This window comes from Paenibacillus sp. MBLB1832, from assembly GCF_032271945.1.
GTDB classification, from domain to species: Bacteria; Bacillota; Bacilli; order Paenibacillales; family NBRC-103111; genus Paenibacillus_E; species Paenibacillus_E roseopurpureus.
In genome coordinates this window covers 1,249,886-1,264,131 of sequence record NZ_CP130319.1, presented here as the reverse complement: position 1 = coordinate 1,264,131, position 14,246 = coordinate 1,249,886, and the positions used below count along the sequence as shown (strand labels likewise).

The 14,246-nt window shown below is 48.8% G+C and carries 16 protein-coding genes; 8 read left to right on the top strand and 8 right to left on the bottom strand.

Annotation, left to right across the window (positions count from 1 at the left end; genetic code table 11):
- The first annotated feature begins 63 nt into the window (after positions 1-63).
- Complete coding sequence (locus MJB10_RS05785) at positions 64-417, top strand: toprim domain-containing protein (RefSeq protein WP_314802502.1); 354 nt, start codon at positions 64-66, stop codon at positions 415-417.
- Between the two features lie 2 nt (positions 418-419).
- Here the strand turns inward: MJB10_RS05785 and MJB10_RS05780 are convergent, their stop codons facing one another.
- From MJB10_RS05780 to MJB10_RS05745, 8 genes are all read right to left on the bottom strand, one after another.
- Positions 420-1,055, bottom strand: coding sequence for an SCO family protein (locus MJB10_RS05780; protein WP_314802500.1), 636 nt, complete (start codon positions 1,053-1,055; stop codon positions 420-422).
- 23 nt (positions 1,056-1,078) lie between these two features.
- Positions 1,079-2,047: a heme o synthase gene (gene cyoE, locus MJB10_RS05775; RefSeq protein ID WP_314802498.1), complete on the bottom strand. Its 969-nt coding sequence runs from the start codon at positions 2,045-2,047 to the stop codon at positions 1,079-1,081.
- 239 nt (positions 2,048-2,286) lie between these two features.
- Complete coding sequence (locus tag MJB10_RS05770; RefSeq protein WP_314802496.1) at positions 2,287-3,147, bottom strand: urease accessory protein UreD; 861 nt, start codon at positions 3,145-3,147, stop codon at positions 2,287-2,289.
- A complete protein-coding gene (gene ureG, locus MJB10_RS05765; protein WP_314802494.1) occupies positions 3,140-3,802 on the bottom strand; it encodes an urease accessory protein UreG in 663 nt (220 codons plus the stop codon). The genes MJB10_RS05770 and ureG overlap by 8 nt, the downstream gene beginning before the upstream one ends.
- Before the next feature lie 39 nt (positions 3,803-3,841).
- Positions 3,842-4,669: an urease accessory protein UreF gene (locus MJB10_RS05760; protein ID WP_314802492.1), complete on the bottom strand. Its 828-nt coding sequence runs from the start codon at positions 4,667-4,669 to the stop codon at positions 3,842-3,844.
- A 501-nt stretch (positions 4,670-5,170) separates the two neighbouring features.
- Complete coding sequence (ureC, locus tag MJB10_RS05755; protein ID WP_314802490.1) at positions 5,171-6,886, bottom strand: urease subunit alpha; 1,716 nt, start codon at positions 6,884-6,886, stop codon at positions 5,171-5,173.
- On the bottom strand, positions 6,873-7,250 hold the full coding sequence (locus tag MJB10_RS05750; RefSeq protein ID WP_314802489.1) for an urease subunit beta: 378 nt from the start codon (positions 7,248-7,250) through the stop codon (positions 6,873-6,875). The genes ureC and MJB10_RS05750 overlap by 14 nt, the downstream gene beginning before the upstream one ends.
- 32 nt (positions 7,251-7,282) lie before the next feature.
- Positions 7,283-7,585, bottom strand: coding sequence for an urease subunit gamma (locus tag MJB10_RS05745; protein WP_314802487.1), 303 nt, complete (start codon positions 7,583-7,585; stop codon positions 7,283-7,285).
- A gap of 282 nt (positions 7,586-7,867) precedes the next feature.
- Between MJB10_RS05745 and urtA the strand changes: the two genes are divergently transcribed.
- The 7 genes from urtA to gerQ all read left to right on the top strand — a co-directional run bounded on the left by urtA (position 7,868) and on the right by gerQ (position 14,245).
- On the top strand, positions 7,868-9,130 hold the full coding sequence (gene urtA, locus MJB10_RS05740; RefSeq protein WP_314802485.1) for an urea ABC transporter substrate-binding protein: 1,263 nt from the start codon (positions 7,868-7,870) through the stop codon (positions 9,128-9,130).
- A gap of 98 nt (positions 9,131-9,228) precedes the next feature.
- Positions 9,229-10,134 carry an urea ABC transporter permease subunit UrtB gene (urtB, locus tag MJB10_RS05735; RefSeq protein ID WP_314802483.1) on the top strand — a complete coding sequence of 302 codons (906 nt, stop codon included), beginning with the start codon at positions 9,229-9,231 and terminating at the stop codon, positions 10,132-10,134.
- Positions 10,135-10,155: 21 nt separating this feature from the next.
- Positions 10,156-11,235, top strand: a complete 1,080-nt coding sequence (urtC, locus tag MJB10_RS05730) for an urea ABC transporter permease subunit UrtC (protein WP_314802481.1) — start codon at positions 10,156-10,158, stop codon at positions 11,233-11,235.
- A gap of 38 nt (positions 11,236-11,273) precedes the next feature.
- Positions 11,274-12,065 carry an urea ABC transporter ATP-binding protein UrtD gene (gene urtD, locus MJB10_RS05725; RefSeq protein ID WP_314802479.1) on the top strand — a complete coding sequence of 264 codons (792 nt, stop codon included), beginning with the start codon at positions 11,274-11,276 and terminating at the stop codon, positions 12,063-12,065.
- Positions 12,058-12,753: an urea ABC transporter ATP-binding subunit UrtE gene (gene urtE / locus MJB10_RS05720; protein WP_314802478.1), complete on the top strand. Its 696-nt coding sequence runs from the start codon at positions 12,058-12,060 to the stop codon at positions 12,751-12,753. Before urtD ends, urtE begins: the two co-directional genes overlap by 8 nt.
- A 220-nt stretch (positions 12,754-12,973) precedes the next feature.
- Complete coding sequence (locus tag MJB10_RS05715; RefSeq protein WP_314802476.1) at positions 12,974-13,663, top strand: response regulator transcription factor; 690 nt, start codon at positions 12,974-12,976, stop codon at positions 13,661-13,663.
- A gap of 129 nt (positions 13,664-13,792) precedes the next feature.
- The gene (gerQ, locus tag MJB10_RS05710; RefSeq protein ID WP_314802474.1) at positions 13,793-14,245 is read left to right on the top strand and encodes a spore coat protein GerQ; all 453 of its coding nucleotides are present in this window, start codon (positions 13,793-13,795) and stop codon (positions 14,243-14,245) included.
- Position 14,246: the final 1 nt, after the last annotated feature.

Below are 14,246 nucleotides of genomic sequence, written 5' to 3'. Positions count from 1 at the left end.
TCTGCCTTGGATCACTGCAAGATTCAGGGTATACTACTAAGAAAAAGGAAATCAGGTGCTGACATGTCCATCGCGATCATTGTGGAAGGTAAGAACGACAAAAGCCGCATCAAACACATCGTTGACGAAACCGTCAGCATTCATTGCACATTCGGTACGCCAAGTTCAACCACATTGGAAGCTTTACGTAAAAAAGTAGGCCGCCTGCCCGTCTATATTTTCACTGATAATGATGCCTCTGGTAAAAAAATACGATCAATGCTCCGCGATTTATTTCCTGACGCTGAGCATATCTACACGCGTAAAGGCTACGCTGGCGTGGAAGGAACACCCGAAGAATATCTCATTCAACAATTAGAAAAAGCAGGGCTGGACGCGTATATTCAATATCCCGCACCCAACCCTGCTTATGAATAATCTTATTTCTCTTTCGAGAGGGTGACTACGTCCTTCACGATATGAGCTGCATCCAATTCTGGTCGGCTAGCATCGTAATAGTTACGGAGTTGCCCTTTTTTATCGACAAGTAGTATCGCATTAGAATGCGAGAAATTGCCATCCTTCTCTTTGATCACCATAATCCCGAAGTCTTCAGCAAGCTTATGGATCTTCGCTTCTTCGCCCCTCAGGAACGTCCATCCTCCCGGAATCGGCTTCGACTCAAAACGATTGCCGAAATCTTTCAGCACTTGGGCCGTATCTCGCACGGGATCAACTGTGATCGAAATAATTTCCGCTTTTGCCCCAAGCAAATCCTTCTTCTTCAATTCATCCTGTACTTGGGAGAGCAAGAAGCTCGTCGGCAAGCAAACATCTGGACAATAGGAATAGAAGAAATACACCAAGCGTACTTTGCCATCCATGCTTTCGGACGTTACCGTTTTGCCATCTAAATCTTGCAATTGAAAAGCGGGCGCCGCCTTCATTGCGGTTAATCGTTCGTCAGAGTTTCCGTTCCCGTTCACCGACAATTTATAAGCAAACGATGCAATCATGGCGATTAATATGACGCCAAGCGCTAATTTAAACCAATTTTTCTCGAAAAACGTGCCCATGCCGCTTTCTCCCCCACAACGAACTAAATTTTCACGGTATCAATGACCATGAGGATCGATAGCAGCGTTAAATATAGGAGAGAGAATAAAAACATGCGCTTCGCCCAAACAATTTCCGCTTCCCCTGTCGCTTTAAAGCCTTTGATACTCATGAACACCCATGTTAATCCTAGAATGGTTGAAACGAATAAGAAAATGTAGCCGACATAACCGTATGCGGATAGCATAACTGTGACTGGAACAAGCAAAACCACATAGCGAACCATGCTGATTTTGGTGACGTAGGATCCTTTTACAACAGGCAATAATGGAAAACCTGCAGCGCGATACTCTTCCATACGGCGAATGCCCAATGCCCAGAAGTGCGGCGGCTGCCATAAGAATAAGAACGCAAAAATCAAAATTGCACCCAAATCTACGGTTCCGCTAACTGCGCAATACCCGATCACTGGCGGCGTTGCCCCTGAGAATGCCCCGACGAAGGTACTCCAGACGGACGTTCTCTTGAACCAAGCGGTATACAGCCAAACGTACAGAAACAATCCCAACAGACCGATTAATGTCGCCAGCGGTGAATGCGCCCCGAAGTAGAGCACACCCAACCCGATTGTCCCTAAAATAATACCGTACCATAGCACGAGATTTGCACTTAGTCGTCCGCTTGGAAGCGCCCGATTCTGCGTACGTTCCATCTTCGCATCCATTTCACGATCCAAGTAGTTGTTCAGCACCGTGCCGCCTGCCATAACAAGTGCAGTACCCAGCATCGTCATGATCAGATGAAGCCAATCTACATCCCAACGCGCTGCAACCCAGTAGCCAGCAAAAGCTGTCATCAGGTTGGAGTAGATAATACCTGGCTTCACTAAGCGATAAAATTCTTTCAAGGTTACAGGCTCTGCCTGACCCTTGGCACCTTCTATGGCATGGGATCCAACGGACTCTTGGGACGAGCCATTTGAAACCGTTTCATATGTGACTCCATTATCCATGCAAATAAACCTCCTCTATGTTGAATTTCCGATTACATGCTTGATGAACAATCCCATCATACCAACCCCTACAACATTTGACAATGAACAGCCTGCAGTTGTCATGATATTGTCGATTCTCCTTCCAGTATGCGTGTAAAATGAACGCACCATTCTGTTCCAGTCTTGGAAGTTGCAAAAAGCCTCCGTACCATATGGAAAGTGGCAACAGAGGCTTGCATAAATTCGTTTGGCGCCACTTACTTATTAATAAGCAGCGGTGTTAACGCTAATAAATGATGGCGGATGCGCTGCCAAGCTTTCGTGATGAGCGCCTGCAGCTCCCAAGCATGCCGACCCATGACGGTAACGACAAGCCCATGCTTATAGGTCAAGCTCGCTCCAACACGGATCGAAGGCGTGATTTCGCCACTTTCCTCCAGGCTCACAAGAAGCGCTTCCAGATGAGTTGACGTGAGGCGATCCGAAAAAATGTACAGATTGCCGAGATGTGTCTCGCTTTCCCAACTTCCAGGAGCTGACAACGTCATTACCGCTGGCTCGATTCGTTGACACTGGTAGAAGATGAGTTCTTCTTCGTACCACACTTTCATGCGGTTCACATAACACTCATACTGAAACAATTCTCCGCGCTGTGTCCGGCCTGGACAGAGAATGTCGGAGAAAAAGAGCGTCGCTCCCTGTGCCAACCTCACCTCCGTCTCGGCTGCCAAATTCGCATCCTTATACAGCATGATCGGCTCTGGCATATATTCCAGCAGTGCGTCTTTCCCCACTTGCAGGTGTTGATGCTGCGTGCCGCCTTCTCGATCTAGAGCGGGATGAACCTTCGTGAACGATTGGTTCGTTAGAAAAACACGTGCGCCCTCTTCAAGGCGCACGTTAATGTCATAGTGATCGCCGGACATGAGTCCAGGCGAGCAATCCATCATATAGACGCCCAATTGCTCTAGGGATTGGGCGCTGTCATTGGACGTTTCGTTGTCGTAACGAAACGTCTTGGCGATTTTGAGTGGGGACGCGTGATACGTGTGAACGAGCTGAGTCAAGCCGCCGCGCACCTCGAATTGCGCGGAAATCTCCCCTGTCAGCCTAGGCATGGCTGAACTCCGTTTCAACCCAGCTGACGATATCGTCCAGCCCGGTGCCGCCCATGAGATTCGAGAAAATGTAAGGGCGATCGCCGCGCATCTTCTTCGTATCCGAATCCATGACTTCCAGGCTAGCGCCTACGAAAGGGGCTAGATCGATTTTGTTAATGATCAGCATGTCGGAGCGCATGATGCCTGGCCCTCCTTTGCGAGGGATCTTCTCCCCTTGCGCCACGTCAATAATATAGATGAAGCGGTCGACAAGCTCAGGGCTGAAAGCCGCAGCCAAATTATCGCCGCCGCTTTCAATGAAAATCATATCGAGGTGCTCGAATCGATTCTCCAGCTCTTCAATCGCTTCGAAATTCATCGAAGCATCCTCCCGAATGGCGGTATGCGGGCAGCCGCCTGTCTCCACGCCAATGATCCGCTCCTCTGGCAGCGCCTCAGAACTAATCAGAATACGCGCATCTTCCTTCGTATAAATATCGTTCGTAATTACCGCGATACTATAGCGGTTATTTAATCGACGTGCTAAGCGCTCAACGAGCGCTGTTTTGCCTGAACCGACAGGACCCCCGATCCCAATCCGCATTGGACGACTGCGATCCCCCGCTGGTTTCTCCCATTGATCGTGATGATGATGACCTTTACCTTGACACATCTTACCATGCCTCCTCGAATATATAGCGTGATTTTCTCGTTAGGACATAAATAATCTTGAATACAATGTTTCGTGCTGCATCATCGCCAAATCTGCCGCTGGTGAATTCGTGTACGCATCCAACGGATCCATCTGCGCGACGCGCTGCCACTCCTGACCGATGACTGGAATCAGCTTCGCAAGTAATGTCTGTCCTTGCGTTTGACCGATGGACATTAACCGCAAAGCACTGTTTATACAGGTCATGACGCATGTATATAAGTAGCCTTCGGCTGCCTGCTCCAGGGAAACTCCAAGATGATAGCTCACCCATCCGTGCACAATCGGATGATTCGCACTGCAGCGACTCGTTCGAATCGCATCCTCAAGAGGCTCCCAATTCAGATCAGGATACATCGCTCGTGCGAGCCCAAGCAGTCTGCGTCCCATTTTCTGAACGCCGCTGCGCGATTCACTTCCTACTCGCTGTACATGAAGCATCTTATTGAGCTCCCATAACCCCGCTAAATTATGGCGTGGAATCAGCGTATACAACGCTTTGATCACCATCACATCCGAGGAAGCCCAGTTGTGTGCAAGCATCCCTCGAATATAAGCTTCCAGCTCCGAAAGAGTTGTTAGTCTCTCTTGTTGAACAAGGGTTTCCAATCCGAAAGAATGGGAGAACCCACCAATGGGGAGAGCCGAATCCAGAAGCTGCTGATAGGCAAGCCAATGGTTGTTTGGCGCCGATAGAGGAGCTTGTCGGATAAGTGCCTCGATGCTCGGTTCAGCTACCTCACGAGCTTTGTTTGACTTTGTAAGACTCATTTTGTTCACCCCAGTCGGGTCTTCAGTGCCAATAGAACGATTGAAATAAACGGTCATGCTTTAATACTTGCACATTCTCTTCCAACTTCAGAAAGTGGGTGCTGTAATGATGATTTTCATCACTTTTGTTGCAGTTAAGCTTTCTCGACACCAATATCACACACTGTAGAGTGATTTTTCATCATTTCAGAGGCTGCTTTACCGAAAATGCTTCTGAAGTGATGTTTTTCATCACTATAGATCCTGAATGGCTGCCCAGTGGCAGTTCACCCCAGTGTGCACACAACCTCGATTCCCCATCCAAACGGAACGACGCTCCGCTATTTAACCAAAATAACAGCAAAATCACCTAGGCGCGGAACGACGTTCCGCTATCCCGCCAAATTCACCTAGGAACCACCGGATACGGCACAGTTAGCGCACCTACGTTCCGTCTACTCGCCAAAACAAACAAATTAGCCAATATAGAGGAACCACGTTCCGTCTAATCTTTCAGGAAGTCCGTAAAGTCGCTATATCGCCCTCCCAAGCCCTACCTAACGACCACGCCTTAATGTCTCAGAACAAGAAATACAATTGCGCCATCGGCAACTCTGATGCTGGCTCACACGTGATTGCCTCCCCGTCCACCTTCACTTCATAGGTTTCAGGATTCACATCAATGGCAGGTGTTTCACTGTTATGAATCATATCCTTCTTCGAGATAGTACGGCAGCCTTTGATCGGCTCCACCCGCTTCTGCAAGCCTAGCCGCGCGGCAATACCTGCCTCGAAAGCCGCTTGCGACACGAAAGTAATCGCGCTACCCGCCGTCGCTTTGCCGAATGCGGCAAACATCGGCCGCCCAAATACAGGTTGCGGCGTTGGAATAGAGGCATTCGGATCGCCCATTTGCGCGTAGGCGATGCTCCCGCCTTTGAGCACAAGATCGGGCTTGACCCCGAAAAACATCGGGCTCCAAACCACCAGATCCGCGAACTTGCCTGGCTCAATCGAGCCAACAAGGTGGGAGATGCCATGCGTAATCGCCGGATTGATCGTATATTTCGCGATGTAGCGCTTAATGCGGAAATTATCATGCTCCGCGGGGTCGGGCGCAAGCGCGCCGCGCTGCTTTTTCATTTTATCCGCCGTTTGCCACGTACGTATGATGACCTCGCCCACTCTCCCCATCGCTTGCGAATCGGAGCTCAGCATACTGAACACGCCTAGATCGTGCAAAATATCCTCAGCCGCAATCGTTTCTGGACGAATCCGGGAATCTGCAAAAGCAACATCCTCTGGAATTTTACTATCCAAATGATGGCAAACCATTAACATATCCAAGTGTTCAGCTATGGTATTAATCGTATAAGGCCGTGTCGGATTCGTCGACGAAGGCAGCACGTTCAGCTCAGCAGATGCGCGAATAATATCAGGTGCATGCCCGCCACCAGCGCCTTCGGTGTGGTAGGTATGTATGGTTCGTCCCTTAATCGCCGCCAGCGTATCCTCAAGAAATCCAGCCTCATTTAAGGTATCCGTGTGAATGGCCACTTGCACATCGTAGCGATCTGCCGCCTCGAGACACATATCGATCGCCGCTGGCGTCGTGCCCCAGTCCTCATGAAGCTTCAGCCCAATGGCCCCCGCTTCAATCTGTTCGACTAACGGCGCCAAGAAGGAGGCGTTCCCTTTGCCTGTAAAGCCTAAGTTCATCGGGAAAGCTTCCGCCGCTTCCAGCATGCGCTGCATATGCCAAGCACCTGGCGTACAGGTTGTCGCATTCGTGCCTGTCGCAGGGCCCGTACCGCCGCCAATCATCGTGGTTACGCCAGAGGAAAGCGCTGTTTCAATTTGCTGTGGACAAATAAAATGAATATGGGCGTCGATGCCGCCAGCTGTGATGATTTTGCCCTCGCCCGCTATGACCTCTGTACTTGCACCAACGATGAGGTTGGGATGAACACCATCCATAATATCGGGATTGCCCGCTTTCCCAATGCCAACAATATGACCGTCGCGGATGCCGATATCGCCTTTCACGATACCCCAATGATCAATGATCACCGCATTCGTAATCAGCGTGTCCAGCACACCATCCGCACGCGTCGCCCCGCTCGACTGTCCCATGCCGTCACGAATCACTTTGCCGCCCCCGAACTTGCATTCATCACCATAAACGGTGTAATCGTGCTCGATTTGGGCCCAAAGCTCCGTATCAGCGAGTCGTATCGCATCTCCTGTTGTCGGACCAAACATCAATGCATAGGTTTTACGATCAATTCGACTCACCGAGTTTCCCCTCCCAGGCTTGCCATCTTTCTTTGACTTCATCTGACATATGATCTTTCACCGCAATTCCTTGGCTCAAATGATTAAGGCCATAGCTCAGCTTCGCACCGCCTAGTTCGACAAGCTGAACTGGCCGTTGTTCACCTGGCTCGAATCGGACAGCCGTTCCTGCTGGAATATCCAGGCGCATTCCGAAAGCCTTTTCTCGATCAAAATCCAACCCGCGGTTCACCTCGAAGAAATGAAAATGCGATCCCACTTGAACAGGTCGGTCCCCTGTATTCGTGACAATCAGTCCAATTGTTTGTCGTCCGACATTTATGTCGAGAAAGCCTTTGGCAGTTCGATACTCTCCTGGAACCATGTGCAAGTCTCCTTCCCTTATTTCGTGTATCGTTACTTAATGGGTTCATGTACGGTAACTAATTTCGTCCCATCCGGAAACGTCGCCTCAACCTGCACTTCATGAATCATAGAAGGAACACCTTGCATGACTTGATCAGCAGTTAAAATAGTTGTTCCAAACGCCATAAGCTCTTCAACGGTCATGCCGTCCCTGGCGCCCTCCATAATCTCAGATGTTAGAAGCGCCATACTCTCTGGATAGTTCAGCTTCAAGCCTCTTGCTAATCTCCGTCTTGCCAAATCGGCAGCTACAGTGATGAGCAGCTTCTCTTTTTCTCTTTCTGTTAAATGCACGTGTCTCACCTCTTCAAAATCCGAATAATGGGAATCCTTAACACTCATTATATTCGTGTATTTCGTGATTGTAAATCTTTAATGTTAGTTATTCTTACATAAAAATGAATATTCCTAAACTTTTTCTTCGGGTATATGTAATTTTCACAATATTCTCATGAGGATTTGTGCATTTCCACTAAATAATATCCAATGTATGTCACTTATATTGACACAATCTTATTTTGGCATTTATCATAGGCGATGTAATCCAAATCTTGTAAGCGAGGGAGTGGGACGTGAATGAGAGAGATAAAAAACAAAGGTAAGCTCACGATTGCACTAGGTATGACGCTAATGATGATCACGGCCGGATGTGCAAAGACAGAAACGACGACATCCACGACTGCACCCGTGACGTCAGCAGCCGCTGATGCCAAAGCAGGAGGGGATACCGTACCCGTAGGGATTCTTCATTCCTTAACAGGTACAATGTCCATTAGTGAAGTGTCGGTTCGTGATGCTGAGTTGATGGCCATCGATGAGATTAATGCAGCTGGGGGACTTCTGGGTAAAAAGATTAAGCCAGTCATTGAAGACGGCGCATCGGATTGGCCTACATTTGCAGAGAAGACTAAGAAGCTCCTGCAAAAAGACAGTGTTGTGACGATATTCGGATGCTGGACATCAGCAAGCCGTAAAGCGGTTCTTCCTGTCGTCGAGCAAAACAAAGGATTACTATGGTACCCCGTTCAGTATGAAGGCGTTGAATCTTCACCGAATATTTTCTACATCGGCGCAACAACCAACCAACAAATCATCCCCGCAGTCACCTGGCTCCTACAAAATAAAGGCAAAAAATTCTTCCTTCTTGGCTCCGACTACGTATTCCCAAAAACAGCTAACAAAATTATTAAAGAGCAATTGAAAGCCGACGGCGGAACTCTTGTAGCCGAAGAGTACACACCGCTTGGACACACAGATTACAACACAATTATTAGTAAAATTAAGAAAGAAAAGCCTGACGTTGTATTCAATACGCTGAACGGAGACAGCAACGTCGCCTTCTTTAAACAGTTGAAAGATGCTGGCATTACCTCCAAAGATCTAACAACGATGTCCGTGAGTATAGCTGAAGAAGAAGTCCGCGGTATTGGCGCTTCCGTTCTGGATGGCCACTACACGGCATGGAACTATTACCAAACGACGGATATACCAGAAAATAAAAAGTTCGTCGAGGCATACAAAGCGAAGTACGGAAAAGATCGTGTAACCGATGATCCAATCGAAGCTGGTTACACTGCTGTCTATCTATGGGCAGAAGCTGTGAAGAAAGCTGGTTCCTTTGACGTAGAGAAGGTAAAAGCCGCCGCCAAGGGGATCGAGTTTAACTCACCAGAAGGTAAAGTTTCGATTGATGGTGACAACCAACATATTTTCAAAACAGCACGTATCGGTCAAATTACCGCTGATGGTCAAATTAAAGAAATTTGGAACTCTGGCAAATCCCTGAAACCGGATCCGTTCCTCAAAACATATCCATGGGGCGTCGAAGTCACGAAGTAAGAGAATGATCGTTATCAAGCGTTCAATGAAGCCAGGATTGCATAACGCAGTCCTGGATTTTCATTATTTGCTTCGGCCTAAGGAGGGTGTGATTCATTATGAGCTTGCTCCTGCTTCAATTGTTTAACGGTTTCAGCTTAAGCTCGATTCTATTATTAATCGCCATCGGTCTTGCGATCACGTTCGGGCTCATGAATGTCATGAATATGGCGCATGGGGAATTCATTATGATCGGTGCCTACATGGCCTATCTCGTTCAACAGCTTTTCCAGAAATATATGCCAGCTTCGGCCTTCGGTTGGTATTTCGTCATTTCACTCGGCGTGGCCTTCGTCATCGCGTTTGCGATCGGTTGGCTGCTCGAGGTGGCGCTCATTCGCTTTCTATATGGCAGACCGTTAGACAGCCTCTTAGCGACGTGGGGCGTCTCGCTTGCCCTGCAACAGGTAGCCCGCTCCATCTTCGGCGCTCCCAATGTGGCCGTCAAAGCTCCGCAATGGCTGGAAGGCGGCTGGCATGTCACGGCAGACCTCATCCTTCCTTATAAGCGGCTCTTTATCATCGGGTTAGTTGCGCTTTGTATCTTCATCATTTACATGTATCTCTATCATTCGGCAGGCGGAAGGCGGATGCGTGCTGTTATGCAAAACCGTCAAATGGCCGCATGTCTAGGCATCTCCACGCGTCGCGTGGATGCGCAATCCTTTGCATTCGGTTCTGCCATGGCTGGGATTGCAGGCTGCGCTCTCTCCTTGCTCGGACCGATCGGCCCTACCATTGGCACTTATTACATCGTGGATGCGTTCATGGTCGTCGTGCTTGGAGGTATTGGCAAATTAATCGGAACAGTCGCAGGCGCGTTAGGCATTGGCGTCTTTAACACGGCTTTGGAATATACCACTAGCGCAACGCTTGGCAAAGTACTCGTGTTCACACTCATCATCGCTTTCTTACAATGGAAGCCTATGGGACTTGTCACGATTCGCTCGAGATCTTTAGATTGAAGAAAGGATGTGACCTCCGTTATGCTCGCTGCCAGACAATCTAAGATCAAGCTAGTGATTTACGGAATAGGCCTAGGGCTTATCGCACTCGCCCCCCTCTTCTTGTCTGACTTTCGTTTATCTTTACTAGGCAAATTCCTAGCTTATGCCATTATCGCCATCGGAATTGATTTAATTTGGGGGTATACGGGCATTTTGAGCCTCGGACACGGTGTCTACTTCGGACTCGGCGCTTATTGTATGGCGATGCATCTGAAGCTGACCTCTACACCGAACCAACTGCCAGACTTTATGTCCTGGAGCGGCGTCTCCAGCTTGCCGTGGTTCTGGGTTCCTTTCCATAGCGCGCTGGCCGCCTTCCTATTAGCGCTGGTTGTTCCCATGGTTGTCGCCTTTATCCTTGGCTATTTCACCTTCCGCAATCGGATTAAAGGTGCTTTCTTCTCCATTTTGTCACAAGCACTGGTCATTATTACTGTGACGCTTTTCGTTGGGCAACAAGGATACACCGGCGGTACCAACGGGCTAACAAATTTCTCCAGCTTCCTAGGACTCAACCTGCAATCTCAATCAACCAAGCTGCTCTTTTTCTATCTCACCTTGGCTGTGGTCACCATTGTCGTTATCTTAAGCTCACTGCTTGTAACCAGCCGACTCGGCAACATCTTAACTGCCATTCGTGATGGGGAAAATCGCGTGCGATTCATCGGCTACAACCCAGTTACGTACAAGGTGTTCATCTACTGTGCCTCCGCGGGATTAGCCGGATTAGCCGGCGTGCTCTTCGTTCTGCAAGAGGGCATTATTTCTCCCGCACAAATGGGGATCGTCCCCTCCATCGAAATGGTGTTATGGGTAGCCATTGGCGGCCGCTCCACGATCGGCGGCGCAGTTCTAGGCGCATTAGTCACGAACGCAGCCAAAACCACATTCAGCGAAGCTTATCCCGCTTGGTGGCCTATCATGCTGGGAGCCATGTTCATTGTTGTCGTTCTATTCCTTCCGAAAGGCATCGTGGGCACACTAAGCCACTACTTCAAAAACTGGAAAAAACCTGATCTCCCTGCGTCGATTCCCACAACGCAAGAAGCTAGATCATGATAGAAATCTGTTTGTGAGCCAGAAAGGGGTACATTTCAATGCTAAGACAATTAGCGTCGCAACAACCGGGCATTGACCAGAAGATCCTGAGTGTCACAGGACTTGAGGTGGACTTCGACGGGTTCAAAGCCCTACGCAATTTAGATTTTTCCTTGCAGTACGGCGAGTTACGATTCCTGATCGGCCCTAACGGCGCGGGTAAGACAACACTGCTGGACGTAATTTGCGGCAAAATAAAGCCATCTCAAGGCAGCGTCTACTTCAAAGACACTATCGATCTGACCAAGCACCAAGAGCACCAAATTGCTGGGCTTGGTATCGGCCGCAAATTCCAAGCGCCATCTGTGTTCTCAACGTTGACGGTTTTCGAAAACCTCGCGCTCTCCATGAAGCAGCAACGTGGACTGCTCAGCGCGCTCTGGGCCAAGACGACAAATGAACAAAGAGAACGACTGCATCTTCGGATGGACATGATTGGCCTGAAAAGCAAGGCGAATGAACGTGCTGGCTCGCTTTCCCACGGAGAGAAGCAGTGGTTAGAAATCGGGATGCTCCTGATGCAGGAGCCAGATCTCTTGCTGCTGGATGAACCTGCCGCGGGCATGACAGATAGCGAAACAGAAAAAACCGGTGAGCTCCTCCACGAAATTGCCGCGAATCAAACGATTATCGTCGTCGAGCATGATATGGCATTCGTCCGCCAGTTCGCCAAGACCGTGACGGTGCTGCATGAAGGAACGGTTTTGGTAGAGGGGAATATGACTGACATTCAAAACGATGAGAAAGTAGCCGAGGTTTATCTTGGAAGGAGAGTGGAACGCGGTGCTTAAACTTCAAGGTATTGAAGCTGGATATGGGGAAAGCATGGTCGTTCGTAACGTCAACCTTGAGGTCCGTGCAGGTCAAATCGTTTGCCTGATGGGCCGCAATGGCGTCGGCAAATCCACACTCATGAAGACGATCATGGGCCTCATTAAGCCTAGATCAGGCTCAATGCATTACAGGGACTCGGACATAACATCCGAATCCCCTTATCTTCGGGCCAAGGCAGGCATCGGCTATGTGCCTCAGGGCCGCGAAATCTTCCCGCAGCTAACCGTAGAAGAAAATCTGCTTCTCGGCCTAGAGGCAGCGCCTGATCGCCGTAAGAAGCTGCCTGAATCCATTTTCGAAACGTTCCCTGTCCTTCATCAGATGCTTCACCGCAAAGGAGGCGACCTCAGCGGCGGTCAGCAGCAGCAATTAGCTATTGCGCGGGCGCTTGCGCCTGGCCCCAAGCTTCTGCTTCTGGATGAGCCGATGGAGGGCATCCAGCCCTCTATCGTGATGGAGATCGAAGCGATCATCGAGTCGATCAAACGCAATCGCGAAATCGCCGTTCTGCTCGTTGAGCAGAGCTTGGAGTTCGCAACGAGTATTGCGGATTACTATTATGTGCTCGACCGCGGCACGATTGCCGCCGAAGGGGATACAGAACAGCTCAGCGAGGAGCTGGTGCGAAAGCATTTGACCGTATGAGTCTATTTCCCAGCGTACAACGACCACCCGAAAGAAGCTGAAAGACTTGGCCTGGCACAAGGCACCGAGTCCGTTTCAGCTTCTTTTTTGCCCAGACTTCAGAAGTAAAACTGGACGTCACAAATTGGATAGGATAACATATCTAATTAGATAGGATCGATTATTGCGCACGGCATATCGAGCACCTAACCTTTTGTATTGGTAAAGGAGGGGAACCTGTATGTCAAAAATACTAATCATCGAGGACGACTTAAGTATAGGTGAAATGATGTCCATTTACCTGTATGAAGATGGCTACGAGGTGAAGCGTGCGGAGAATGGTCGTCGAGGGGTGGCGCTGTTTAGAGATTTTCAGCCCGATGTCATCGTCCTTGATCTCATGCTGCCCGATATGGATGGGATGCAACTGTGCACGACCATACGTCAAACCTCACATATACCAATCTTAATGGTATCAGCTAAGAATGAAGTGTCAGATCGGGTGAAGGGCCTCCAAACGGGTGCTGATGACTACTTATGCAAACCATTCTCGATGAGAGAGCTGTCCGCAAGAATTCAGGCGTTACTGCGACGTTCGAACGCTTTTCCATCTGCCCTCGGACCAACGGATGAGATTAACGCTGGCAACATCACCTTGGATTTAGAGAAGCGCTGCCTGTATGTCGGCGGTAAAAATATAGAAACCACCTTCTCTGAATTTGAAATCATGAAGTTATTTTGGCAAAATCAAGGCCGAGTTTACAACCGTGAGGAGTTGTTAAATCGGGTTCGCGGCTTCGATTCACAAGTGACGGAACGCGCGATTGATGTGCACATTGCCAACCTTCGTAAAAAGATAGAGATTGACCCCAAGGAACCTAGGCACATCAAAACGGTTTGGGGCGTCGGATATAAATTTTTACCTATCTAAAGCTCCCTTTGGGGCTTTTTTTGTTTTGCCAAAATAGCAAGAATCCGTCACCAATTAGGCATTCGCACAATATGATGATTATGGAAAATGAAGCTTTCGCATCGAAAGCCCGAGGAGGAAATGTTCACCATGTTAAATAATCCTTACAAAATTGGAAATCAAGCTATGCAACCGCAATACAACAATCCGTATCCTGCATACCCAGTGCCAACAGCGATAACAAATCAATTCGTCCCGCAAACACCAGCTGGATCCGTACTCACACCACCAGGATCCGGCTTGCAAACAGGCGTTAACACACCTGGACTGCCAGCCATAGAAGAATCTTATATCGAGAATATTCTTCGTTTGAACCTCGGCAAAATGGCAACTCTCTACATGACCTATGAAAACAACAGCCAATGGAACGCCAAAATTTTCAAAGGCAAGTTAGAAGCAGCCGGCCGTGATCATATCATCATTAGTGATCCTGTAACAGGTATGCGTTTCTTATTACTTATGGTGAATTTGGATTACATCACGTTCGATGAAGAATTGAATTACGCTTATCCGTTCAGAGGCGGCGTTAATCAAGTTAGATAAT

What these genes read in the sequence shown, in the direction of transcription:
- MJB10_RS05715 (WP_314802476.1), top strand. Translation starts at nt 12,974, where the DNA reads ATGTCAAAAATACTAATCATCGAGGACGACTTAAGTATAGGTGAAATG.
- urtC (WP_314802481.1), top strand. Translation starts at nt 10,156, where the DNA reads ATGCTCGCTGCCAGACAATCTAAGATCAAGCTAGTGATTTACGGAATA.
- urtA (WP_314802485.1), top strand. Translation starts at nt 7,868, where the DNA reads ATGAGAGAGATAAAAAACAAAGGTAAGCTCACGATTGCACTAGGTATG.
- urtD (WP_314802479.1), top strand. Translation starts at nt 11,274, where the DNA reads ATGCTAAGACAATTAGCGTCGCAACAACCGGGCATTGACCAGAAGATC.
- MJB10_RS05770 (WP_314802496.1), bottom strand. Translation starts at nt 3,147, where the DNA reads ATGCCTAGGCTGACAGGGGAGATTTCCGCGCAATTCGAGGTGCGCGGC.
- MJB10_RS05780 (WP_314802500.1), bottom strand. Translation starts at nt 1,055, where the DNA reads ATGGGCACGTTTTTCGAGAAAAATTGGTTTAAATTAGCGCTTGGCGTC.
- MJB10_RS05760 (WP_314802492.1), bottom strand. Translation starts at nt 4,669, where the DNA reads ATGACCGTTTATTTCAATCGTTCTATTGGCACTGAAGACCCGACTGGG.
- MJB10_RS05750 (WP_314802489.1), bottom strand. Translation starts at nt 7,250, where the DNA reads ATGGTTCCAGGAGAGTATCGAACTGCCAAAGGCTTTCTCGACATAAAT.
- cyoE (WP_314802498.1), bottom strand. Translation starts at nt 2,047, where the DNA reads ATGGATAATGGAGTCACATATGAAACGGTTTCAAATGGCTCGTCCCAA.
- urtB (WP_314802483.1), top strand. Translation starts at nt 9,229, where the DNA reads ATGAGCTTGCTCCTGCTTCAATTGTTTAACGGTTTCAGCTTAAGCTCG.
- MJB10_RS05785 (WP_314802502.1), top strand. Translation starts at nt 64, where the DNA reads ATGTCCATCGCGATCATTGTGGAAGGTAAGAACGACAAAAGCCGCATC.
- ureG (WP_314802494.1), bottom strand. Translation starts at nt 3,802, where the DNA reads ATGTGTCAAGGTAAAGGTCATCATCATCACGATCAATGGGAGAAACCA.
- gerQ (WP_314802474.1), top strand. Translation starts at nt 13,793, where the DNA reads ATGTTAAATAATCCTTACAAAATTGGAAATCAAGCTATGCAACCGCAA.